The sequence below is a fragment of the Flavonifractor plautii ATCC 29863 genome (assembly GCF_000239295.1).
Classification (GTDB): Bacteria; Bacillota; Clostridia; order Oscillospirales; family Oscillospiraceae; genus Flavonifractor; species Flavonifractor plautii.
This window is the reverse complement of record NZ_JH417702.1, coordinates 1-22,392: the sequence shown is the minus strand read 5'-3', so window position 1 is coordinate 22,392 and position 22,392 is coordinate 1. Positions and strand designations below refer to the sequence as shown.

The 22,392-nt window shown below is 63.7% G+C and carries 25 protein-coding genes and 1 pseudogene; 8 read left to right on the top strand and 18 right to left on the bottom strand.

Translation table 11 applies throughout. From position 1 onward, the window contains the following. Nucleotides 1-91 precede the first annotated feature (91 nt). From gltA to HMPREF0372_RS06050, 10 genes are all read right to left on the bottom strand, one after another. Nucleotides 92-1,489, bottom strand: a complete 1,398-nt coding sequence (gltA, locus tag HMPREF0372_RS06095) for an NADPH-dependent glutamate synthase (protein WP_007489862.1) — start codon at nt 1,487-1,489, stop codon at nt 92-94. A gap of 18 nt (nt 1,490-1,507) precedes the next feature. Beyond that, the gene (locus tag HMPREF0372_RS06090) at nt 1,508-2,368 is read right to left on the bottom strand and encodes a sulfide/dihydroorotate dehydrogenase-like FAD/NAD-binding protein (RefSeq protein WP_007489861.1); all 861 of its coding nucleotides are present in this window, start codon (nt 2,366-2,368) and stop codon (nt 1,508-1,510) included. Nucleotides 2,369-2,583: 215 nt separating this feature from the next. Then, on the bottom strand, nt 2,584-3,489 hold the full coding sequence (locus tag HMPREF0372_RS06085; RefSeq protein ID WP_007489858.1) for a sensor histidine kinase: 906 nt from the start codon (nt 3,487-3,489) through the stop codon (nt 2,584-2,586). 15 nt (nt 3,490-3,504) lie between these two features. Then, on the bottom strand, nt 3,505-4,260 hold the full coding sequence (locus HMPREF0372_RS06080) for an ABC transporter permease subunit (RefSeq protein ID WP_007489856.1): 756 nt from the start codon (nt 4,258-4,260) through the stop codon (nt 3,505-3,507). 19 nt (nt 4,261-4,279) lie between these two features. Further along, nucleotides 4,280-5,044: an ABC transporter permease gene (locus HMPREF0372_RS06075; protein ID WP_007489855.1), complete on the bottom strand. Its 765-nt coding sequence runs from the start codon at nt 5,042-5,044 to the stop codon at nt 4,280-4,282. A gap of 12 nt (nt 5,045-5,056) precedes the next feature. After that, the gene (locus HMPREF0372_RS06070; RefSeq protein WP_007489854.1) at nt 5,057-5,812 is read right to left on the bottom strand and encodes an ABC transporter permease; all 756 of its coding nucleotides are present in this window, start codon (nt 5,810-5,812) and stop codon (nt 5,057-5,059) included. Continuing rightward, entirely contained in the window at nt 5,805-6,728 is a 924-nt protein-coding gene (locus HMPREF0372_RS06065; RefSeq protein WP_007489853.1) for an ABC transporter ATP-binding protein, read from the bottom strand. Before HMPREF0372_RS06065 ends, HMPREF0372_RS06070 begins: the two co-directional genes overlap by 8 nt. 109 nt (nt 6,729-6,837) lie before the next feature. Then, nucleotides 6,838-7,527: a response regulator transcription factor gene (locus HMPREF0372_RS06060; protein ID WP_007489852.1), complete on the bottom strand. Its 690-nt coding sequence runs from the start codon at nt 7,525-7,527 to the stop codon at nt 6,838-6,840. A 1-nt stretch (nt 7,528) separates the two neighbouring features. After that, the gene (locus HMPREF0372_RS06055) at nt 7,529-9,256 is read right to left on the bottom strand and encodes an Rqc2 family fibronectin-binding protein (protein ID WP_007489851.1); all 1,728 of its coding nucleotides are present in this window, start codon (nt 9,254-9,256) and stop codon (nt 7,529-7,531) included. Beyond that, nucleotides 9,247-9,660, bottom strand: coding sequence for a Mini-ribonuclease 3 (locus HMPREF0372_RS06050; protein ID WP_007489850.1), 414 nt, complete (start codon nt 9,658-9,660; stop codon nt 9,247-9,249). The genes HMPREF0372_RS06055 and HMPREF0372_RS06050 overlap by 10 nt, the downstream gene beginning before the upstream one ends. A gap of 85 nt (nt 9,661-9,745) precedes the next feature. On the opposite strand from HMPREF0372_RS06050, the gene HMPREF0372_RS06045 reads away from it, so the two are divergent. Next, nucleotides 9,746-10,372 carry a superoxide dismutase gene (locus tag HMPREF0372_RS06045; protein ID WP_007489849.1) on the top strand — a complete coding sequence of 209 codons (627 nt, stop codon included), beginning with the start codon at nt 9,746-9,748 and terminating at the stop codon, nt 10,370-10,372. Between the two features lie 36 nt (nt 10,373-10,408). On the opposite strand, the gene HMPREF0372_RS06040 is transcribed toward HMPREF0372_RS06045, so the two are convergent. From HMPREF0372_RS06040 to HMPREF0372_RS06020, 5 genes are all read right to left on the bottom strand, one after another. Further along, nucleotides 10,409-10,894 carry a hypothetical protein gene (locus tag HMPREF0372_RS06040; protein ID WP_024724166.1) on the bottom strand — a complete coding sequence of 162 codons (486 nt, stop codon included), beginning with the start codon at nt 10,892-10,894 and terminating at the stop codon, nt 10,409-10,411. A 10-nt stretch (nt 10,895-10,904) separates the two neighbouring features. Continuing rightward, nucleotides 10,905-11,312, bottom strand: coding sequence for a DUF4430 domain-containing protein (locus tag HMPREF0372_RS06035; RefSeq protein ID WP_007489847.1), 408 nt, complete (start codon nt 11,310-11,312; stop codon nt 10,905-10,907). Nucleotides 11,313-11,418: 106 nt separating this feature from the next. Next, nucleotides 11,419-11,673, bottom strand: a complete 255-nt coding sequence (locus HMPREF0372_RS06030; protein ID WP_009256978.1) for a spore coat protein — start codon at nt 11,671-11,673, stop codon at nt 11,419-11,421. Nucleotides 11,674-11,689: 16 nt separating this feature from the next. Then, the gene (locus tag HMPREF0372_RS06025; RefSeq protein WP_009256979.1) at nt 11,690-11,875 is read right to left on the bottom strand and encodes a ferritin family protein; all 186 of its coding nucleotides are present in this window, start codon (nt 11,873-11,875) and stop codon (nt 11,690-11,692) included. Beyond that, nucleotides 11,820-12,473, bottom strand: coding sequence for a hypothetical protein (locus tag HMPREF0372_RS06020; protein WP_007489843.1), 654 nt, complete (start codon nt 12,471-12,473; stop codon nt 11,820-11,822). The genes HMPREF0372_RS06025 and HMPREF0372_RS06020 overlap by 56 nt, the downstream gene beginning before the upstream one ends. 313 nt (nt 12,474-12,786) lie before the next feature. On the opposite strand from HMPREF0372_RS06020, the pseudogene abc-f reads away from it, so the two are divergent. The 6 genes and pseudogenes from abc-f (at nt 12,787) to HMPREF0372_RS05990 (ending at nt 19,227) form a co-directional block, all read left to right on the top strand. Further along, a pseudogene (abc-f, locus tag HMPREF0372_RS06015) lies at nt 12,787-14,273 on the top strand (ribosomal protection-like ABC-F family protein). Nucleotides 14,274-14,399: 126 nt separating this feature from the next. After that, nucleotides 14,400-14,759 carry a BlaI/MecI/CopY family transcriptional regulator gene (locus HMPREF0372_RS06010; protein ID WP_007489839.1) on the top strand — a complete coding sequence of 120 codons (360 nt, stop codon included), beginning with the start codon at nt 14,400-14,402 and terminating at the stop codon, nt 14,757-14,759. A gap of 5 nt (nt 14,760-14,764) precedes the next feature. After that, on the top strand, nt 14,765-16,456 hold the full coding sequence (locus HMPREF0372_RS18690; RefSeq protein ID WP_050810478.1) for a M56 family metallopeptidase: 1,692 nt from the start codon (nt 14,765-14,767) through the stop codon (nt 16,454-16,456). Then, nucleotides 16,453-17,202, top strand: coding sequence for a hypothetical protein (locus tag HMPREF0372_RS06000; protein WP_007489837.1), 750 nt, complete (start codon nt 16,453-16,455; stop codon nt 17,200-17,202). Before HMPREF0372_RS18690 ends, HMPREF0372_RS06000 begins: the two co-directional genes overlap by 4 nt. Beyond that, nucleotides 17,199-17,945 carry a TraX family protein gene (locus HMPREF0372_RS05995; protein WP_007489836.1) on the top strand — a complete coding sequence of 249 codons (747 nt, stop codon included), beginning with the start codon at nt 17,199-17,201 and terminating at the stop codon, nt 17,943-17,945. Before HMPREF0372_RS06000 ends, HMPREF0372_RS05995 begins: the two co-directional genes overlap by 4 nt. A gap of 16 nt (nt 17,946-17,961) precedes the next feature. Next, nucleotides 17,962-19,227 (top strand): S41 family peptidase, encoded by a 1,266-nt coding sequence (locus HMPREF0372_RS05990; RefSeq protein ID WP_039996790.1) that lies wholly within the window; start codon nt 17,962-17,964, stop codon nt 19,225-19,227. A 237-nt stretch (nt 19,228-19,464) separates the two neighbouring features. Here the strand turns inward: HMPREF0372_RS05990 and HMPREF0372_RS05985 are convergent, their stop codons facing one another. The 3 genes from HMPREF0372_RS05985 to alr all read right to left on the bottom strand — a co-directional run bounded on the left by HMPREF0372_RS05985 (nt 19,465) and on the right by alr (nt 21,782). Beyond that, entirely contained in the window at nt 19,465-20,022 is a 558-nt protein-coding gene (locus HMPREF0372_RS05985) for a hypothetical protein (RefSeq protein ID WP_007489833.1), read from the bottom strand. Nucleotides 20,023-20,082: 60 nt separating this feature from the next. Beyond that, the gene (locus tag HMPREF0372_RS05980) at nt 20,083-20,448 is read right to left on the bottom strand and encodes a type II toxin-antitoxin system PemK/MazF family toxin (protein ID WP_007489832.1); all 366 of its coding nucleotides are present in this window, start codon (nt 20,446-20,448) and stop codon (nt 20,083-20,085) included. A gap of 206 nt (nt 20,449-20,654) precedes the next feature. After that, nucleotides 20,655-21,782, bottom strand: a complete 1,128-nt coding sequence (alr, locus tag HMPREF0372_RS05975) for an alanine racemase (RefSeq protein ID WP_039996789.1) — start codon at nt 21,780-21,782, stop codon at nt 20,655-20,657. 210 nt (nt 21,783-21,992) lie between these two features. Between alr and HMPREF0372_RS05970 the strand changes: the two genes are divergently transcribed. After that, a complete protein-coding gene (locus HMPREF0372_RS05970; RefSeq protein WP_007489826.1) occupies nt 21,993-22,388 on the top strand; it encodes a hypothetical protein in 396 nt (131 codons plus the stop codon). Nucleotides 22,389-22,392: the final 4 nt, after the last annotated feature.

Here is a 22,392-nt window from a genome sequence, read left to right as displayed (position 1 = left end):
TCCATAAGCATGCGGCGCGGGCAGATGCCCGCGCCGCTCCAGTATCAAGAGGGCCACCCCATCGGGGCGGCCCTCTTCAGCCTGTCTGTGTTTACTTGCTGTGCTTCTCCTGAAGGTACTGGTGCATGGACTCGGCGGCCTTCTTGCCGGCGCCCATGGCCAGGATGACGGTGGCCGCGCCGGTGACGGCGTCGCCGCCGGCATAGACGCCGGGGCGGCTGGTGGCCATGGTCTCCTCGTCCACCTGGAGGCAGCCCTTCCGGTTGGTCTCCAGGCCGGGGGTGGTGGAGCGGATCAGGGGGTTGGGGCTGGTGCCCAGGCTCATGACCACGGTGTCCACCTCCAGGGTGAAGTTGGAGCCCTCCACCACCTTGGGGGCGCGTCGTCCGCTCTCGTCGGGGGCCGTGAGGCGCATCTTCACGCACTCCAGGCCGCCCACCCGGCCTGTGCCGTCGTCCAGCACCTTCACCGGGTTGGTGAGGAGCATGAACTCGATGCCCTCCTCCTTGGCGTGGTGGACCTCCTCCTTCCGGGCGGGCATCTCCTCCTCATCCCGGCGGTAGAGCACGTAGACGTGCTCGGCCCCCATGCGCTTGGCGCAGCGGGCGGCGTCCATGGCCACGTTGCCGCCGCCGATGATGGCGGCGGAGCCGGAGATCTTCAGGGGGGTGTCGTACCCCTCCCGGTAGGCCTTCATCAGGTTGATGCGGGTCAGGTACTCGTTGGCGGAGTACACCCCCGCCAGGGTCTCGCCCTCGATGCCCATAAACATGGGCAGGCCCGCGCCGGAACCGATGAACACGGCCTCATAGCCCTCCTCAAACATTTCGTCAATGTCGAAGGTCTTGCCGATGACCATATCGGTCTCCAGATCCACGCCCAGGGCGGTGAGCTTGTCCACCTCGTTCTGCACGATGGCCTTGGGCAGGCGGAACTCGGGGATGCCGTACACCAGCACGCCGCCGGCGGTGTGGAAGGCCTCGAAGATGGTGACCTCGTAGCCGTGCTTGGCCAGATCGCTGGCGCAGGTCAGGCTGGCGGGGCCGGAGCCCACCACCGCCACCTTGATGCCATTGGTCTGGGGCTTCTGAGGCATGGCGTTGACGTTCTCCCGGTACCAATCGGCCACAAAGCGCTCCAGCCGACCGATGGCCACCGGCTCGCCCTTGATGGCCCGGACGCACCGGGCCTCACACTGGCTCTCCTGAGGGCAGACACGACCGCTGACGCTGGGCAGGGCGTTGGTGTCGGAGATAATATCATAAGCGGCCTGGAAGTCGCCCTCGGCCACTTTGGCGATAAACTCGGGGATGCGGATGTTGACCGGGCAGCCGCCCACGCAGGGCTTGTGCTTGCAGTTGAGGCAGCGGGCCGCCTCTTCCATAGCCATCTCCTTGGTGTAGCCCAGGGAGACCTCCTGGAAGTTGTGGTTGCGGACATTGGGCTCCTGTTCCGGCATGGGAACCTTCTTCAAACTCATATTCGGCATGGTATTCGGCTCCCTTCCTCAGTGATCCATCAGCTCATGGGCCAACTGGTCCATGCGGCAGGCGTGGCGCTCCTTCTCTTCGGCCTCCTGGGCGCGGTAGACGGAGTTGCGGTTCATCAGCTCGTCAAAGTCCACCTCATGGCCATCAAAGTCGGGGCCGTCCACGCAGGCGAACTTCATCTTGCCGCCCACGGTGACGCGGCAGCCGCCGCACATGCCGGTACCGTCGATCATGATGGGATTCAGGCTGACGATGGTCTTGATGCCATAGGGCTCGGTGGTCTTGGAGACAAACTTCATCATGGGGATAGGGCCGATGGCGATGACGGCGTCATAGTGGATGCCGGAATCAATCAGCTCCTTGAGCTTCACGGTAACAAAGCCCTGCTCGCCGTAACTGCCGTCATCGGTCATAATGTAGAGGTGGTCGCAGGCGGACTTGAACTCGTCCTCCAGAATCACAATGTCCTTAGAGCGGAAGCCGGCGATCACGTCCACCTCCAGCCCCTCAGCATGGCAGGTCTTGGCCTGGGGATAGGCGATGGCGCAGCCCACGCCTCCGCCCACCACGCAGACACGCTTTGCCCCCTCGGGCAGCTCTGTGGGCAGCCCCAGCGGACCGACAAAGTCCCGGATGGAGTCGCCTTCGTTCAGCTCGGCCAGCAGCTCGGTGGTCAGCCCCACCTTCTGGAAAATAATAGTGACCGTCCCCTTCTCGCGGTCATAGTCCGCGATGGTCAGCGGAATGCGCTCGCCCTGCTCGTCCAGGCGCAGGATGATGAACTGCCCCGCCTTCGCCTTCTTCGCGATCAGAGGCGCCTCCACCTCCAGCAGGGTAACGCTGGGGTTGAGTACTTTTTTATGTACGATTTTTACCATGTGACTTCAACCTCTTCTTCTCTACGGTCTGATCTAACTTACTAAATGGAAAGTGACGCCATACGTCAAAATAAGACTGGCCGGTTTAGAAATTCCTTACTGCCGCAAGGCTTTCCGGTTCCTCAGTCTTAACGCGATAACGATATCAGTTTTCTTTTACTTTGTCAAGACAGAATAAACGCCGCCGCATAATTTATACGGCAGCGTTCAGCCTGTTACCTCCGCTCAACCGGCCAGCGGAGGGTGATGGCAAACATATCCCCCTCCAGAGCGGCCTCCGCCCGGCAGTCCATCTGCCCGGCCAGCGCTTTGACAATGGCCAGGCCCAAGCCGGTGTTCCGGCCGGTGCGCATCTTGTCGGAGGTAAAGAAGCGGTCGAACACGTGGGGCACGTCCTCCGCAGTCAGGGCGTGGGTTTCGTTGGAAAACCGGCTGACCACCTGCCCGCCCTCCTGGTACAGACGGATTTCCATGCGCCCCTCTCCATGCTCCAGAGCGTTGCGGATCAGATTGGTGAAAATCCGCAGCACCGCCCCGGCGTCCGCCCACACCTGGGGCAGCCCCTCGGCCAACTCCACCTCCATGTCGAAGCCCCTGTCGGTGAAATCGTTGTAAAAGGCCGCCAGCAGACCGGACAGAGAGGCGTAGAGGTCCACCTTCTCCCGCTGGAGCAGGTACTCTCCCCCCTCTAGCCGTGAGAGATCATAAAAGCTGGTAATCAGGCTCTGGAGCGTCCTGGCCCGCCCCGCAATCACCGCCAGGTATTCCCGCCGCTCCCCCTCCGTCAGTCCGGGGTCCTCCAGAAGCTGGAGATAGCCCAGGATGGAGGTCAGGGGGGTGCGGAGGTCGTGGGAGACATTGGCGATCTGCTGGCGCAGGGCGCGCTCCCTCGCCTGGTAAGCGGCCCTGTCCGCCTGGCGCAGCTCCAGCAGGCGGTTCACCTCGTCCAGCAGCTCCTCCGCCGCGCTGTTGGGTACGGCCAGCCGTACGCGGGCGGTACTCCCCGTATCCTCCAGCGCCCGGAGCCGGTACGCGGCCTCCCGCAGGGAGCGCCGCTGGGCCCACACCCAAAAAGCCAGCCCCGCACAGAGCAGGGCCAGCAGTATACACACGATCAGCACGCGGAAACCTCCTCCCTAGCGAACGTCTCTCCGGCCAAACAGAAACAGCCCCAGCCCCGTGCTGGCCGCCATCCATCCCAGGCCGATGGCCCAGCACCAGAGCTGGTACTGGGCGGTGAGCCAGCCATCCAGCAGCGCGGGCATCAGCAGCGAATAGGGCAGCACAACCGCAGTGAACAGGGTGAACGGCGCAGACGCCTCGTACACGCCGAACAACAGAATCGCCAGAAACACCAGCACCGGCTGTCCCATGAAAAACATCAGGTAATACCCGGCGGTCCAGGCGGCCGGACTGCGCACCGCCAGGGCCAACATATGGCACAGGGCAAACATGCCGCACCAGATAGGCAGGGCCCCGGCCAGGCAGAATCCCACCAGAGCCAGCCCCTCCAGGGCCTCCTCCGGCTCCCCCCGGGGCAGGAACAGCCACCCGCCGGCCAGGCTCCCTCCCACCAGCACCAGGCAGAAGGCCAGCCCCAACAGCAGGGCGGCGCACAGCTTTCCCCAATAGACCGTCCCCCGCCGCAGGCCGAAGGAGAGCTCATTTTTCAAGGTATCCGCCGTGCTGCCATCCACAAGTTGCACCAGCAGGGGCGCGGCCAGCATGCCCACCACCATGGTGACCGAAATCCCCTTCGCCAGGCTTGAAAAGCCGCCGTAGCTGTAGAGCATGAAAAACAGGGCCGTACACAGAAGCAACAGGGCCAGCAGGACATAGACGCCGCGCCGGTGGAGGCCCTTCCACAGCTCCGCCTTAATATAGTTGAGCATGGACTCCCACCTTCCCCATTTATCGGATGTCCCGGCGGGCAAATAACGCCAGCCCTGCCGCTGCGGCCCCCAGGGTCCACAGCAGTCCTACGCCCCAGGTCCAGCCCAGCCAGGCCGGGCTCCAGAGAGGGACCTCCAGCACGTCCATGGGCGCGGTGAGCAGCAGGTGATAGAGCATCTCCGCTCCGCGGGCCAGCCAGTCCACCCCGGTGCGCATTACCATGCGCAGGACAGAACTCAGGCCGCCCAGGCACCCCAGCACCACCACCATCACGGGGATGGTATGGGCGAGATTGAACATGGCGGCCACCGTCAGGGAGAGGGCCCCCATCCAGAGGGGCAGGGCACCCAGCAGGCGGAAGAGGAAGGTCTGGATCTGAACCCAGTCTCCCACCGCTCCAGGGAGCAGTACCCGGCAGAGCACGGCATAGACCAGCAGGGTCAGGAAAGCCAGCAGAAGACCAATCCCTGCGGCGGTGACCAGCTTGCCCAGGTAGATGCGCCTGCGGGGCAGGCCGAACGAGACTTCATTCTTCAGGGTATCATTCTTATATTGATCGGAAAAGACCTCGTCCGCCACGACCACCGCCAGATAGAGGCCCACCGTGAAAAAGGGGGTCAGCAGGGACAGGCTATCTCCGAAGCTGCCCTGAAACATGTCGCCGAGGCCGAACCGCCACAGGAGGGGCAGCCCGGCGGCCAGGGCCAGCAGGACCAGCAGGAACGCCCGGAAATAAGGGCGGGCCACCGCCCTGCCCCATTCCGCGGTCAGGTAGTGCTTCATGCGCTCCCCTCCCTACCGGATCTCTTTCCGGCGGAAGGCCAGCAGGCCCACTGCCGTGGCTGCCGCCAGCCACGCCAGCCCGGCGGCCCAGCACAGGCCCACGTAGTTCCACTGAAAGGCCATGTTTTTCAAATTCTCCAGCATGATCCCAGGCATAAACTGCCGCAGCACCTCAAATGCCGGGTGGAACAGGATTCCAAACGCCTGTAGAATGGCGGGCAATACCGCCAGCAGTCCTGCGGCCGTGAACGCGGCTATATTCGTGCCCCGCACCAGGAAATAGCAGGTATTCACCATGGCCTGGGCGGCCAGCCACAGGGGAAACGCCCCCGCCAGGCAGTAGCCGATGAGCTGCCAGGCCATGCCGTCCAGCTCCGTATGGGGGAACAGCACCCAACACAGCCCCAGATAGAAGCCCATCATGACCACTGCGGCAAGCACCGCGACGCCCGTAGACACGAGCAGCTTGCCCAGGTAGATACGCCCGCGGGACAGGCCGTAGGACACCTCATTTTTTAATGTATTGTTTTTATATTGCTCGGAGAATACGATATCTCCGGTCACAATCGTGGCGTACAGGCCAATGCTCAGCATGAAAGGCACCATGATGGCCGTGGAATAGAAGTCCACGTTGGAATTGCCCCACTTCCAGGTCGTCCAGTAACCCCACAGCAGCACCGCCTCCAGGCCCAGGCAGACGGCCAGGATGATATAGAAATATTTTCTGCGGAAGGTCTTGTAGCACTCGGCGGCCAGATAGTTACGCATGGCGGACACCCCCGATCATGGACAGGAAGTAGTCCTCTAGATTGGCACCCCGGCTCTCGATGCTTTGGAGCGCCACGCCCCCTTCCACCAGGGCCTGGGCGACCCGGTGGGGCGCGTCCAGACTGCTGTAGATGCGCAGCAGGTGGCCTGGCAGCACCTCATAGTCGCGGATGCCCAGGCTCTGTTCCAGCACCAGGGCCGCACGGGAGGCGTCATCCACCCTGGCCTCAATACAGGCGCGGCACTTTTCCTCCAGCGCCCGGGCGGAAATCTGCTCCAGCATCATGCCGTTGTCCAGAAAGCCGTAGCAGGTGGCCAGATTGGCCAGCTCCGACAGAATGTGGCTGGAGATCAGAATGGTGGTCTGCCGCTCCTGGTTGAGCCTGAGCAGCAGATTGCGGAACTCCACGATGCCCTCCGGGTCCAGGCCGTTGATCGGCTCGTCCAGCAGCAGGAGGTCCGGCCGGTTCATCAGCGCCAGGGCCAGCCCCAGCCGCTGCTTCATGCCCAGGGAGAAGTTCTTGAAGGTCTTCTTCCCCGTGCCCTCCAGATCCACCTCCTCCAGCACCTCGTCCACCACCCGCCGGCCTGGAATGCCCCGCTGGATGCGGTAGTACTCCAGGTTCTGCCGGGCGGTCAGGTAGGGATAGAAGCTGGGTGTCTCCACCATGGCCCCGGTGCGGGCCCGCATTTTGGACAGCTCCCGTTCCCCCGAGGCGCCAAACAGGGAAACCTCCCCCTCCGTCGGTACCGTCTGGGCCGTCACCATCCGAATGATCGTGGTCTTGCCCGCGCCGTTGCGGCCCACCAGCCCATAAATCTGCCCCTTCTGGATGGACAGCTCCACATGGTCCACCGCCAGATGATTGCCATAGCGCTTGGTCAGCCCGCGGGTCACCAATATCTCATTTGCCATTTGGCATCCGCCTTTCTCATTGATCTTGACGCCAGTATAATGGAAAGGCCATAATCTGCCTTTAAGCAAAGGTGAAGAATTTCTTAACCGGAGCGGCCGTGGGGCCGCATCACAGATCGTTCATTTTAAAGCCGATGCCCCACACCGTCTTGATATACTCGGCGGGGCTGGCCTTGGCCAGCTTGGCGCGCAGGTTAGAGATGTGAACGTTCACCGTATTGTCGTCCCCCATGTACTCCCCGCCCCACACCTGCTCGTAGAGCTGCTCCCGGGTAAACACCTTCTTGGGGTGCTCCATCAGCAGGGTCAGAATATCAAATTCCCGTGCGGTGACGGTGACGGGCTTACCCGCGGCTGTGACGGTGACGCTCTCCCGGTCCAGGGTCAGGTCTCCATGGGTGAGCACGGCGCTCCCGCCCCCGCCGGAGAACTGCTTGTAGCGCCTGAGCTGGGCTTCCACCCGGGCCAGCACCTCCGCGTTGTCGAAGGGCTTGGGGATGAAGTCGTCCGCCCCCAGCCGGAGCACGTTGACCCGGTCCTCCAGGCCCGCCTTGGCGGAGAGGACGATGATGGGCATGGTCTTCTTTTGGCGCATCTGGGCGATGAATTCCTCCCCCGTCAGACCGGGGAGCATCAGATCCAGCAGCACCAGATCGTACTCATATTGTCCGGCCCACAGGGCGGCCTCGCTGCCCGAAAAGGCCGGGCGGCAGGCATAGCCCGCCCCCTCCAGGATGCGGCAGAGCAGCTTGTTGATATCGGGGTCATCCTCGACCACCAGAATGTTGCAGATATCCATTCTATTTCACCCTCAGTTGTTTGGCCAGCTCCGGGTCCGGGTCCACTACGGCGGTCTGGTAGGTCGTATAGACCACCATGCCCGGCCGGGCGCCGGCCGGCTTCTTGACGTACTTTACCGGCGTATAGTCCACCGGCACCCGGCTTCCCTCTCCCGCCTGGGAGAAGGTGGCCGCCAGAATGGCCGCCTCGGTAAGGCTTTGGGCGTCGGCCTCGCCCCCCTCCAGCCAGAGGATCACGTGGGAGCCGTGGATCTTCTGGGTGTGGAGCCAGATATCGCTCTTGTAGGCCAGCTTGGTGGTGAGCTGATCGTTCTGGCTGTTGTTTTTGCCCACCGAGATGCGCAGTCCGGCAGAGGAGCGGAACTCCATGGGCTTTCCGCTCACCCTTTTCTGCCGCTTCGCCGCCGTCTTGCCCCGGCGGAGGTAGCCGGTCTCCACCAGCTCCTGGCGGATCTCCTGGAGATCCCGCTCCCCCTCCGCCAGGGAGAGGTTTTCCAGGACGCTGTTCAGATACTCCAGCTCCCGCGCGCCCTTTTCCAGTTGGATGGTGAGCATCTGCTCCGCCGTCTTGGCCTTGTTGTAGTCCTTATAGTACTTCGCCGCGTTCTGCTGGGGCGCCAGAAGGGGGTCCAGCCGGATCTCCACCTCCCGGCCCTCCGGGTCGTAGAAGTCCACCACCCGCAATACTTCCATCCCCCGCTCCATGGCGTGGAGGTTGGAGGTGAGGATATCCCCCAGCTCCCGCAGGCGCTCCCGATCCCTGGTAGCCTCCAGCTCCCGGGTCTGGTTGGCCAGCTTGCGGGCCGTGCGGTCCCGGGCGCTGGTCACCGCCTTGACCAGGTCCTGCCCCCGCTGGCGCACCCGGTCGGCCGCCTCCCGGCGCTCGTAAAACTCGTCCAGCATTTGGGAGAAGGAAGCCTGGGGCCGGCTTTCCATCTCCGGGCCATACTGGAGGATGGGCAGAACGGTGAAATCCACCGGCTTGCCCTCCCGCACCAGCAGGTAAGGTGTAAGGCCATTTTCATTTACATTATTTTTGAGTTTCTCCAGCTCCGCCGCCAGCCGCTCCTGATCGCCGCCGGCGCGGAAGGCCAGCTCCCGCGCCACCAGAGGCGACAGGCCGGTGAAGCTGTCCAGCAGCAGCTTGTCCCACTCCTTACCCAGGGGGTTCTCCAGCACCAGGCGCAGCTCCTCCGGCTCTATCGTAAAGGGATTCAACTTGTCAGGTTCCGGCGGTTGGCGGTAAAACAGGCCGGGCAGAAGCTGCCGCTGACCCCGGCCAAGATCACCGTCCACCCGGCGGATGCAGTCGATGATGCGCCCCTCCCCGTCCAGCAGCAGGAGGTTGGCGCTGCGGCCCATGGCCTCCAGCACCAGGCGGCGCTCCACCCGGTCGCCCAGCTCGTCCAGGGTCTCCAGCCGGAATTCCAGAATCCGCTCCAGAGGCGGCTGGTTCAGCTCCAGAATCCGCGCCCCCTGGAGGTGCTTGCGCAGGAGCATGCAGAACATAGGGGGCTGCTCCGGGTTCTCCCGGTTGAGGGTGGTCAGGTTGGCCCGGGGATGGCCGGGGTTGGCGGAGAGGAGCAAGCGCACGTTCTCCCCCTGCCCCCGTACATAAAGCACCACCTCGTCCCGGGTGGGCTGGTAGAGCTTGTCAATCTTGCCTCCGGCCACGGCGGCACGGAGCTCCGCGGCCACCGCCGTGAGGCACAGTGCGTCTAACGGCATTCCTCTTCCTCCATGATCACAGCAAACAGTTGGTTGAGCCGCTCTGTGCGGCCCTGAAGCCACAGCCAGCCGAACAGGGCCTCCAGCCCGGTGGCGGCCTGGTAATCCGCCCGGCTGGCGTTCTGGGGCACGCTGTGGGGGCTGGTATTGCGGCCCCGGCGGAACACGTCCCCCTCCTCCCCGGTGAGCAGGGGGAGAATCCGCTCCACCGCCCGGGCCTGGGCCGGGGCGGCCACATAGCGGACGGTGGCCCGGTGGAGGCCCTTGGAGGTGGCCTTGCCGTGGAGGCACAGCCAGGAGCGCACCATCAGCTCAAACACGCCGTCCCCCAGGTGGGCCAGCCCCAGGCTGCTGATGGCCCGGACGGTGTCGGGCGCGGCATTCAAATGGAAATAATCGGTCATAGGTATGTTCCTCATTTATCTCTCGAATAATAGGATAGTATAACGCAAATCCCCACAGAAAACAACAAGGAAAGGACGACCAGCCATGGATATGCACTATCCCTACCAACTTCCCCCGCTGCCCTATGCCTACGAGGCTCTCTCTCCCAACATCAGCGGCGACACGCTTCGCTTTCACCATGATAAGCACTTTCAGACCTATGTGGACAACCTGAACACCGCCCTGGCCGACTGTCCCGAGTGTCAGTCCAAGCCGCTGGATGAGCTGCTCAAAAATCTGGACCGGCTGCCCGACCCCAAACGCACCGCTATCCGCAACAATGGCGGCGGGGTATACAACCATCTGCTCTACTTCGACGGCATGTGCGCCTGTCACAGCTCCCGCCCCTCCGGCGGGCTGGCCATGGCCATGGAGCGGGACTTCGGCTCTTTTGAGGGTTGGAAGGAACAGATGAAGGCCGCCGCTCTGGGCCAGTTCGGCTCCGGCTACGCCTGGCTGGTGAGCGAGACCTCGGGAAAGCTGTCCGTTATGAAGCTGCCCAACCAGGACTGCCCCCTGTCCATGGGACTGTGGCCGGTGCTCTGTCTGGACGTGTGGGAGCATGCCTACTATCTGGACTACCAGAACCGCCGGGCCGAATATGTGGACCGCTGGTTTGAGCGGGTCAACTGGCCCTTCGCCCAAGAGCGGTATGAGGGGTGCAGGCAATAAACAAGGAGCGCCGCCCTATTGGACGGCGCTCCTCGTTTATGTGCGCATCAGACGGGTCAGCACCTGTCTGCAAGGCCGGAACAGCACCAGCGCCATGGCGAAGTTTCCGGCGCAGTGGAGCAGATCGAAGGGGATGCCGCTTACCCACCAGGACAGGGCGAAGGCCCATCCTCCGGTGACCCAGTACACTAGGGCGCACAGCGCCCCGAAGCTGAGCCCGAAGGCCCCGGAGAGCACTGCCCAGCCAAGGGGAGACTCCATCTTCCGGAACAGCATTGCCAACACCACCAGCACCAGCCACACATAGGTATAGCAGAGGTTCCAAAAGCCAAGCCCCCAGATGAGGATCTCCATCATCACATAGACATAGACGGGGGCCAGGGCTTTCCAGCCCAGTACCGCAGTATAGACTAGGACAAGCAGAGAAACCGGCTCGATATTGGGCAGCCAGGCCAGGGCCAGCTTGGTCACCAGCAGCAGCGCGCCCAACAGGGCCAGGAGCACCAGCTCCCGCGCCCCCATGGGCCTGTGCTTACCCGAGGCCGTCATAGCCCACAGTAAAGGTCAATTCAAAGTGGTCTCCGTCGGCAATGGGGGTGCTGTCAGCGCTGCTGTTAACCATTTCTCCGCCCTTGGTCAGCTTCCACCACTCCTGTGCCCCCTCGTCCACGGTCTCGCCGTCCACGGTCAGCATATAGAGGCCGTAGGGGCCCTGGTTGTCCTCCACCACGCCCTCAGCCGTCAGGACCGCGCCCAGATAGGCCTCCCCGGTCTCCAGGGTGAACACCCGTTCCTCCCCGCCCTTATGCAAAACCTGAACGGTGATGGTCTTTTCCCCTGCCTCCCCCTTGGGCGTGACGGCTCGCCATACCAGCAGCAGGACGGCAGCGATCACCACCAGGGCGGCCACCGCCAGGATGGTCTTTTTCTTGCTCTGCAATGCTACTCCTCCTTTGGTCAAGTAGCGCCAGTTTACCACATTTTTCAACCAGTTTCAACTTTAAAAAGAGCCAGGCCGGTAAACGGCCTGGCTCCGTGGATTGGCTTTACTGGGGGCGCTGGTTGCTGAAACGGGTATAGGCAGTGCCGATCTGGCTGGCCGGGGCCTGCTCCACCTGATACCAGCCCTTCTGCTGCGCGGTCTGGAAGAGCTTGGTCTGGGTCTGGTGGCCCTGGTTGAGCAGCTTGAGAAATTCGTCTCGAAGCTGCACGTTGACACACTCCGAGGCGAAGGTGTCATAGTTGGCGCTCATCTTCTTTTCGGTCAGAATCAGGTCGGTGATCCGCTCCTGGTCGTTCATGGTCATTCCCTCCTTTTTATTTCAGGTAGCCAAGCAGACAATCATAGTTCTGCCGGTGCTGATCGGCATACTGCTGAAAGCAGGGCTTCAGATCTTCCTCGGTGCACTCCTGAGCTGCCTCCTGATACTTGCAATAGAGGGTCTTTTCAAAATTGAGCTGGTCGGACAGGGCGGTCAGCTCCTTGGTGGTTAGGTTCGCCATGGCGCGTCTCCTCCTTTGTTTGGTTTGCCCCAATAGTTTGCCCCGCCTGCGCCGGCTTATGCGGCAGCCGGGGACAGCCGCCGGACCAAAAGGGAAACACCGCATAAAATTCCCCATTCATCCGTTCCACGCGGGCAAAGCAAAACAGAGGCGTCAGCGGAAACGCCCGCGTCTCCGCATAGGGAAACGCCAGGGAAAACCCCTCCGGTTCCGGCCGGTACAGCGCCCGCCCCCCGCCAGCCGCCCGGGCCAGCAGGGGTTCCCCCATTCGCCGGGCCGGCGCCTCCTCCCAGTGCCAGCCCTCCGGGGAATGCGGACCGCCGGGCGAGCCCGCGGAAAAGGCCAGCTCCGCCCGGGCGCCTGTTGGCGGCCAGGCCCCCTGCCGCCGCAGCTCGTCCAGAGAGAGGGTGCGCCTCAGCTTCAGTCGGCCGTCCTCCGGCAGGAAGGTGCCCAGCAGGGCCCGGCCTCCCGTCCCGCAGAGGTAACCTTTATAGAGCCCCTTTCCGTCCTCGGGCAGCTCTGCCGCGCACCGCGCCCGGCCGCCGCTCTCCTCGACGGTCAGCCAGCCCTGTCCGCCGGCCAGTGAAAACCGCTCCACACAAGCGCCCCCCTTCTCCGCCCTTTCCTTCTATTCTATGCGGAGCAGGGGGTGAAATGCGCTGTAAAACGGTTGACAGGAGCGCGGACGCCTGCTATACTGTGTGCGACTTGAAAACGATTGGAGCTGGGAAGATGCGCAAATAACCCTTTCTTTGTTTGGAGTCCGACCGGCGGCCCGCGGGCCGTCTCTTTGTTGTACTCCGGCAGAAGGGTTATGCTGTGCACTTCCCCTTATGGTACCCATTTTTCGGGACATGGGCGCGGAAGACGAATCCTTCTGCGCCCATATTTTGTATTTGAGGTGATCTATCATGGCTCTGATCGACATCCGGGATCTGACCTTTGCTTATCCCGGCAGCTACGACAATGTCTTTGAGCACCTGAGCCTGCAACTGGATACCCACTGGCGGCTGGGTCTGGTGGGGCGCAACGGCCGGGGCAAGACCACCCTGCTGCGGCTGCTCCAGAGGCAATACGAATACGACGGCGCGATTTCCGTGCCGGTACCCCTTGACTGCTTCCCCTCCCCGGTGTCCGCGCCGGAGCGGGACACCCTGACCATTCTGGAGGAGCAGGAGCCCGGACTGGAACTCTGGCGTATATACAAGGAGCTGGACATGCTGGAGGTGGATGCCGGGGTCCTGTTCCGCCCCTACTCCTCCCTCTCCGGCGGCGAGCAGGTCAAGGTGCTCCTGGCCGCCCTCTTTCTCCGTGAGGGGGCCTTCCTTCTGCTGGACGAGCCCACCAACCATCTGGATCTGGAGGGCCGCCGGGTGGTGAGCCGCTATCTCTCCCGCAAAATCGGCTTCCTGCTGGTCTCCCATGACCGGGTATTTCTGGACGGCTGTGTGGACCACATCATGGTCATCAACAAGCGGGACATTGAGGTGCGGCAGGGCAGCTTCTCGGCCTGGTGGCGGGACAAGCAGGCCCGGGACGACTGGGAGCGGGCAGAGAATGCCCGGCTGAAGCGGGAGATCGGACGGCTGGAGGATGCCGCACGCCGCACTGCTTCCTGGTCCGACCGGGTGGAGGCCGCCAAAAAGGGCTGCCGCAACTCCGGACTTCGCCCCGACCGCGGCTATCTCGGCCACAAGGCGCAAAAGATGATGAGGCGCTCCAAGGCCGTGGAGGCCCGCCGGACGGAGGCGGCGGAGGCCAAGGCCGGGCTTCTGAAGAACATCGAACTGGCCGAGGCGCTGAAGCTCCGCCCCCTGGAGCACCCCAAGCGCTGTCTGCTGGAGGCCAGGGAGTTGGCACCCGACTACGGGGCGGGGCCCGTGTGCCGTCCTGTCTCCTTCACCGTGGAGCGGGGGGAACGGGTGGCTCTGGTGGGGCGGAACGGCTCTGGAAAGTCCAGCCTGCTCCGGCTGGCGCTGGGTGAGGAGATCCCCCACACGGGACTTTTCTCCCTTGCCTCGGGTCTGGTCGTCTCCTACGTGCCCCAGGACGCCTCCTTCCTGCGGGCAGCCTGAGCCAATTCGCGCGGCGCTATGAACTGGACGAGACACAGTTCAAGACCATTCTCCGCAAGCTGGACTTCGCGCGGGTACAGTTTGAAAAGGATCTGTCCGATTATAGCGCCGGGCAAAAAAAGAAGGTGCTTCTTGCCCGCAGCCTGTGCCAAAGCGCCCACCTGTATGTGTGGGACGAGCCGCTGAACTATATTGATGTCTTCTCCCGGATGCAGCTTGAGGAGCTCCTGCGGGCCTGCCGTCCCGCCATGCTTCTCGTGGAGCATGACCAAGCCTTCCTGGAGGGACTGGCCGATAAGCGCGTCAAACTAGTTCCCGCCTGAACGACAGACGAACCGCAAACTGCGGTTCGTCTGTTTTTTGTTCCCGACCCTTGACAACACCATTCTATTGCGGTAGAATCCAATTGTATTCTATTGCAATAGAACAGCATAGAAAGGAGCTTACCGATGGAACTTAAGCTATTTGACTCGGAGCGCAAGGTCATGGAGGTCCTCTGGGACCACGGCGATCTCAGCGCCAAGGAGCTAGCCGACCGCCTGAAGGAGCTGGTGGGCTGGAGCAAAACTACCACCTATACCGTGATCAAAAAGTGCATTGACAAAAAGGCGGTCTCCCGCAGTGAGCCCGGCTTTGTCTGCCACCCCCTGGTCAGCCGGGAGGAGGTGCGGGAACAGGAGACGGACGCCCTGATCGACCGGATGTACGGCGGCTCCGCCGACCTGCTGGTGGCCAATCTGCTGGGCAGCCGCAGGCTCTCCCCGGAGGAACTGGCCCGCCTCAAGCGGCGCATTGAAGAATTGGAGTGATTGTCATGCTGTCTCTGCTGGAACTGAGTCTCACCGGCGGCGTGTTCATCCTCGCCGTGGTTGTGGTACGGGCGCTGGCCATGAACCGGCTGCCCCGGCAGGCCTTTCTTCTGCTCTGGGCCGTGGCCCTGGCCCGCCTGCTTCTCCCCTTCTCCATTCCCTCCCCCACCAGCCTCTACTCCGCCGCCGGACATCTGGGCGAGGGCTTCCGCCGGGCGGGCATCGTCACCGCCGGAGGCACAGATGCGGCGGGGGCCGCAGCGCAGGAGGCGGTCATCCCCTGGATGGCCCTGCTCTGGGCCGCGGGCGCTCTGGCCTGTGCCCTGTGCTTCCTGCTCCCCCACCTGCGGGGCCGCAGGGAGTGGAATGCCTCTCTGCCGGTGGAGGACCCCTTTGTCACCGCCTGGCTGGACGGCCATCCCATCCGCCGGAGGGTACGGGTGCGCTGCTCCGACCGGGTGGACAGCCCCCTCACTTACGGTCTGCTCCGCCCCGTCATCCTCCTGCCCAAAACGCTGGACCGGAGCGACGTGTCCCGGCTGGCCTTCGTGCTCACCCACGAGATGGCCCACATACGCCGGTTTGACGCCCTCTCCAAGCTCCTGCTGGCGGCCGCCGCCTGCCTGCACTGGTTCAATCCCCTGGTGTGGGTGATGCTGGTCCTAGCCAACCGGGATCTGGAGCTCTCCTGCGACGCGGCCGTGGTGCGCCTCTACGGCGCGGAGGCCCGCGCCCCCTATGCCCGCACCCTGCTGGAGCTGGAGGCCAGGCGGTCCCGCTTCCTCCCCCTGTGCTCCGCTTTCAACAAAAACGCCCTGGAGGAGCGCATCGGCGCCATCATGCGCTCCCGCAAAACCTCCGCCGCGGCGCTGGCCGTAGCCCTGGTGCTGGTGGTGGCCCTCACCGCCGTGCTCGCCACCAACGCCCCCCGGGAAAGGCCGATCGCCTCCGCCTCCGGCCTGACCATCCGGGACAATGGAGTGGTGACGGCCTACCAGGAGGGCGTCTGGGACTCCTCCGGGGAGCTCAAACCCGACCCGCAGACCGGCCACTATTACACGAAGGAGCAGTATGAACAGGTTGCCGCGCTGAAAACTGAGGGATACGAGTCCCTGTCCATCGCCGAATTCAACCGCACGCTCTACGCTGCGCTGAACGAGAGCGAGGCGCTGTCCGAGGCCTTTGGGCGGGTGCTGATGGACCTCCCCGAAACCGACCCTCTGGCCCCCTTCCTGGTCAACACCGCCCAGCCCTCCCTCAACGAGTACAACGCCCGGCTGAATGAGGTATATTCGGGCCGGGCGGAGGCCCCCTCCTTCTCCGGCCAGCTCTCCCGCACCGAGACCGCCAACGTATACGGCGACACGGTGGAGGTGGGGTGGACCGAGGCAGGCTACTCCTTCACCTACCGGATTCTGGATCAGGACGGGCTGACCGTTGCCGAGCGCGACGCCTTCCTCCAGTCCATTCTCAAGGGTATGCAGGACTGCCTGGACGACCTCTCCACAGAATCGCTGCGCGACGAGGGCAAGCTCAAGCAGACCCTGCAGGCCGAGCTGGACCGGCTGGGCGCGGCCGCCGCTACGGGGCAGATCGCGTATACCGGCGGCGCCGTGGAGGGCTGCTGGTCCGAGGCGGCCTATGACGGCTCGGGTACGCTTGTCACCCACGATCTGGTCGTGGAGGGCATGGCATGAGGAACCGGCTGGTCATTACCCTCTGCGCCGTGGTATCCCTGCTGGCCGGCGCCGGCCTGCTCACCTTCTGGCTGGTTCGCTCCCTGGCTCCCGCCGCCGCGCTGAATTACACACCCTGGCCCCTCTCCCCCGAACCCTATACCCAGGCGGATCTGGACGAGGCCCTGGCCCTGCGCACCGAGGGATATGAGGCCCAGTCCGTCGCAGCGTTCGACCGCGCTCTGGCGGATTGGACCAATGAGGCCGCCTTCCACGCCCGGGAGGAACGCATTCGCCGCCTGCTCTGCTCCTATGAGGAGGACGGACCCGAGGCCGAATTTGTCCTCGGTACCCTGGCCGCCGCCATGGGGGCCTGCTCCGCCCGGCACTACGGCGGCTACTGCACACAGATTACCCCGGCCTATACAGACGCTGCCGCCTATACCCGGTCCGAGGACGTATTCGGCGACTCCTACGTGGTCTATGAGGCCTCCGCCTCCTACACCATCCGTTACCAAATGCCGGACGAGAGCATGCTCACCGTGGGGGAGCGGGACCGGATCCTGACCAGCTACCGGGACGCGGTGCAGGCCTTTCTGGACGGCAAGACGGAGGACGAGCTGTCGAAGGAGGAGGCCATGACCCGTGCCCTGAAGCGGGAGCTGAAACGGCTGGACCAGTCCCTGTCCACCCAGTGGATGGCGCTGGAGGGCACCCGGCTCGACGACTACTTCGCCTATGGCCCGGAGGGGGGCGAGACACCGTGAGGCTGTCCGCCCTCTCCCTCAAGCTCATCGCCATTGCCGCTATGGTGGTCGACCACGTCGCCTTCACCTTTGTCCCCTATGGGACGCCCCTGTGGACCGTCATGGACGCCGTCGGCAAGCTCACCGGCCCCATCATGTTCTATATGGCTGTCGAGGGCTTTCACCACACCAGGAGCATCCGGCGCTATCTGGCCAGGCTGGCGGTCTTTGCCGGCGTCAGTTACTTCCCCTTCCTCTATTTCTGCGCCATGGGTCAGCCGGAGCAGATGAATCCCCTGCGGCTGAATGTCATCTACACCATCTCCCTGGGGGTACTGGCCGTCTGGGTGCGCCGCCGCCCCTGGCCCGCACCCCTCCGGGCCGTCCTGCTCCTCCTGCTGGCCTGCCTGAGCATCCCCGGCGACTGGGGCATCTGGGGCTTCAGCATCATCGTCGTGCTGGACTTCTATTACGGCGACTTCCGCAATCAGGCCTTCGGCTACACACTGGTCGTCCTGTTTGCCGTCAATACCGTCAGCCTGCTCACCAGTCCGGCCTATGACCTGCTCTACCTGGGAGGCCTGTCCAGCCCGGCGGACTACCTGCTGGGGGTGGAAAACCTGGGCATGTTCCTCCCCCTGCTCCTCCTCCGGTATTACGACGGTACCCGCGGTACTGACCGGCCCTGGGGCAAGTGGCTGTTCTACCTCTTTTACCCCGCCCACCTTCTGCTGCTCGGCCTGCTGGCCCATATTCTCCTTTAGAAAGGAAGTTTTCCCCTTGTCCCACCGGAACACACGCATCTTGTCCGGCTGCGCCGCCCTGCTGCTCTGCGCCGGGCTCTCCGGCTGCCGGTCTGTGCCGGCCTCCCGGCCCTCCGCCTCCCCTGACCCTGCGGCCCACCTTCTGGGCCTGACCGCTGAACAGCGGATGGAGGATTACGAGTACCTCTGGTCTACCCTGCGGGACAGCTATCCCTGCTGGGGTATTCTGGAGCGCGAGGGCGTTGAGGTGGAGCGCATCTACACCACCTACCGGGAAATGGTGGCGGAAAGCGACAGCGACGCAGACTTTTACAGCGCCATTTACAGCGCCCTCTACCTTCTGGGCACCAACGGACATCTGAGCATAATCGAGCCGGAGGCCTATTTCTCCGATTACCTCCCTGCCGCCGGCCAGTACCGCCGGGAGGGAAAAACGCACTGGGCGGAAGTGCTGGACAGCACGGACACTCAGACCAGGTACCGGAAGCTCCTGGCCCTGGAGCAGGCCGCCAATGGGACGGACGCGGAGTCCTCCATCCCCGGCTCCGGCGGTGATACACCCAACCTGACCACGCTTCTCCTTCCGGGCGGGGCGGCTGGATACCTTAAAATCGACCGCTTCCCCGCCGACTATACTTCCGATGCCGCGGCGCTGGAGGCGTTCTACCTCCAGTGCGCCGGTTGTACCGACCTGATTCTGGATCTGACCGACAACAGCGGCGGCAGTGAGCTCTACTGGGAGCAGCTTCTGGTGGCCCCCCACATTGACCACCCCCTGTCCAGCCGGCACTTGGCCCTGGTGCGGCGGAGCGCCAACAACAACCCTTATCTGGACGAGGCCTTCTCCCCCTCCGCCTTCCGCCCCCTCTCCACTCTGCCGGAGCTGCTCGGGCTGGATGCCGCGGACCGTGCCCTGGCCACCGATGTGCTTACCGTCTCCCATACCGTGGAACCGGCGGCAAAGCCGAGTCCCTTCCGCGGACGCATCTGGGTGCTGGTAGATGAATCGGTCTACTCCGCCTCCGAATCCTTCGTCCTGTTCTGCCAACAGACCGGCTTTGCCACCCTGGTAGGCCGCACAACCGGCGGCGACGGGATTGGCGCTATGGATCCGGTCTACCTTCAGCTCCCGAACAGCGGTATCCTGATTCAATATACCGTCCCATTTGGGCTAAACCCTGACGGCAGCAGCAATGAGGAAATGGGAACCACCCCCGATCTGGTCTCCCCGGCGGAGGAGCCGCCGCTCATTACCGCCCTCCGGGCCATTAGGGAGGCATAATAACAAAAGAACGGGCGGCACAATTCCGTGCCGCCCGAGCAGCCAGTCAAAAAGTCTTTTCGACTGGCTGCCGGACTTTTTGAACCTTCTAAAAAAGTTCAAAAAGTCGTTTGATCCCACGCGAAAGGGAACCCTGACGGTTCCCTTTCACACTATCCCTCCCTCCGAAGCCTTCAAGCAGGAGGAGCTATTGACCATTTCAGCGGGCGGCACAATCTGTGCCGCCCATTCTTCTGTTTATTGAATGCTGTAGGTCCCCCGGACCAGGAGGGTCACGGCGGTGGAAGCCTTGACGCCCCGGCCCTCAATGGTGGCCAGATACAGATGGTTGGCCGTCAGGGCCCCGCCGCCGGCCAGCGTCGTTCCGGCGGTCATGTCCACCAGGCCGGGGGAGGTGTCCGAAACGCAGGTAGCCGTGCCGCTGCGCAGGAGGAATTCACACGCCGCACCGCCGGTGATGGTTTGCCCGGCGGAGAGGTTGACTACCTGATAGGATGCGCCGCCGGATGGCTGGACGGAGCCTCCCCCGCCTGAGGCTGCCAGCTTGTCCTCCACCTCCTTGACATAGCCTTCGACCACGGCGGAGAGCTGCTTCTTCAGCTCCGCCTCCCGGGCCGTGAGCTTGCTGTCCACCTGGGACAGAATGGATGGGGTGGCTTTCTGAGTCAGATAGCTCAGCGTCACCAGCGGGTCGCTCTGGCTCCCCTGCTGGCCTGCGGCAAAGGCAACGCCCACCAGGGTCAGGGTCACCAGGCACCCGGCTGCCAGACGGGCGGGCCAATGTGTTTTCTTCATATGTACGTCCTCCGTTTGGGAAGCGGGGCCGCCCGCCGGGGCGGTCCCGTGCTTCCATTTTTAAACCATGGTGTCCGTATGCAGGCCGAAGCTGACCGCGATGGCGTTGTCCACCCGCTGCATCTGCGCTTCGTCCAGCCGGCCCATATGCTCTCTCAGCCGCCTTTTGTCCAGCGTCCGGATCTGTTCCAGCAGCACCACCGACTCCTTGGGCAGTCCGTAGGTGTTGGCTGAGAGCTCAATGTGGGTGGGCAGACGGGCCTTTCCGGTCTGAGAGGTGATGGCGGCGGCGATCACGGTGGGACTGTGGCGGTTGCCGGTGTCGTTCTGTACGATCAGCACCGGACGCACGCCCCCCTGCTCACTGCCCACCACCGGGCTCAGATCGGCATAAAAGATGTCTCCTCGTTTTACGCTGTTGTCCACAAAAGCTCACACTCCGCCGGAATATAGTCACCAGCGTCACCAAGCACAGGGCTTATGTAACGCGGTCACTATGATTCTCCCACGGGGCGGCGGAATTTATACACAGGGTTTCAAAAAACAGGAAGTCCCCGTCTCTCTCCGCCGCTGCGCCGGCATCCCTCCCCGAACCATTGTATGCCCGGCAGGGCCGCCGTGTGAGCGGACGCTCAATTCAAGTACTCCCGGGGCACCCGGGGGGACACGGCGCAGAGCAATTCGTATTGGATGGTGCCCACCAGAGCAGCGGCGTCCTCCACCGGCAGGTGTTCGCCGAAGAGCTCCACCTCGTCGCCGGGGGCAGCCCCCAGCCCGGTGGCATCCGCCATGCACATGTCCATGCAGACACGGCCCACAATAGGCGCCCGCTGTCCGCGGATGAGTACCTCCAGCCGGTCGGAGCACAGCCGGGGCAGGCCGTCGGCATAGCCGACGGTCAGGGCGGCCAGCTCGGCGTCCCGCTCCAGCACATGGGTACAGCCATAGCTTACCGGCGTCCCGGCGGGGACGGCCTTGACCGAGGCCACCCGGGTCTTAAGCGCCATTACCGGCCGCAGGCCAACGCCGTCCAACCCCTCGCAGGAGGGGTCGGGATAGTGGCCGTACAGGGCCACCCCAGGGCGCACCATATCCAGATGAGTACAGGGATACTTTAACACAGCGGCGCTGGCAGCGCAATGGCGGATTGGGAACGTGATTCCCCGCCCCTCCAGCTCGGACAGCAGCTCCAGAAAGCGGGTGAACTGGCCCATGGTGTACGCCTCGTCCCCGTCGGCATTGGCGAAGTGGGTATAGATGCCCTCCGCCTCCAGGCCGGGCAGGGCGCACACCGCGGCAATGGCGTCGGCCGCCTCCGTCCGGTGTCCCTCATCACACAGCCAGCCCAGACGGGACATACCGGTGTCCGCCTTCACGTGGATGCGCAGCCGCCTCCCCGCCGCCTGGGCGGCGGCGGAAAAGGCCCTGGCACTCTCCAGATCGTAGACCGTCTGGGTCAACCCATAGCGCAGCAGCTCCTCCGCGCAGTCGGTTGGCGTGTAGCCCAAGAGCAGGATCGGGGTGAGCACCCCGGCCTCCCGCAGCTCCCTGGCCTCCGCCAGGCAGGCCACCGCCAGGTACTCCGCCCCCAGCTCCTCCAGCTTCCGGGCCACGGGGACCGCCCCGTGGCCGTAGGCGTCGGCCTTCACCACGCCCAGAAATCGGCACCCCTCGGGCAGCAGCGCCCGGAGTGCGCGGTAGTTGTGCTCCAAATTGGGCAGGGAGATCTCCGCCCAGGTTCGTCTCTCCTGTTGCTTCATGCTTTCGCCTCTCTGATATGGGATCATCCGCTCCATTATACTACGGGCCGGGCCGCGGCACAAGCCCCGTCCGCCCGGCGTTTTCATCCATTTTTAATGTACTGTTCATAGAAATCAAAAGACAAACAGGGAATTTTGGTCTATACTAAGGGCAGAAACCAGGGCCGGGACCGGCCCGCCTTCCAATTCAAATAAGGAGGATTCCGAATTATGTGGGAAGACTTTGGCAAAGCATTGACAAATGTGGCCTTCGCTGGTGTGGGACTGGCCGCGCTGGCCGCCGAACAGGTGGTCAAGGCCGGAAAGGTACTGGCGGAAAAGGGCGAAATCTATGTGGAACAGGGCAAACGGTATGGCGAGGAGCTCCAGCAGAAGCTCCAGGAGGACGCCCAGCGCCGCCGGGAGGAGCAGTTGGAGCAGCGCATCTCCGCCATGGACGCTCAAGAGCGCGAGGCCCTGCGCCGCCGGCTGGCGGAGCTGGACGAGCTGGAGCGGCAGGCCCGTGAGGCCGCTGCCCAGGCGGAGGAGGCCGCGCCCGGCGAGGGCGGTGCCGAGATCACCGAGATCCACGGCGGCCCCCAGGAGCACGACAGCGAGGAATCATGAGGCA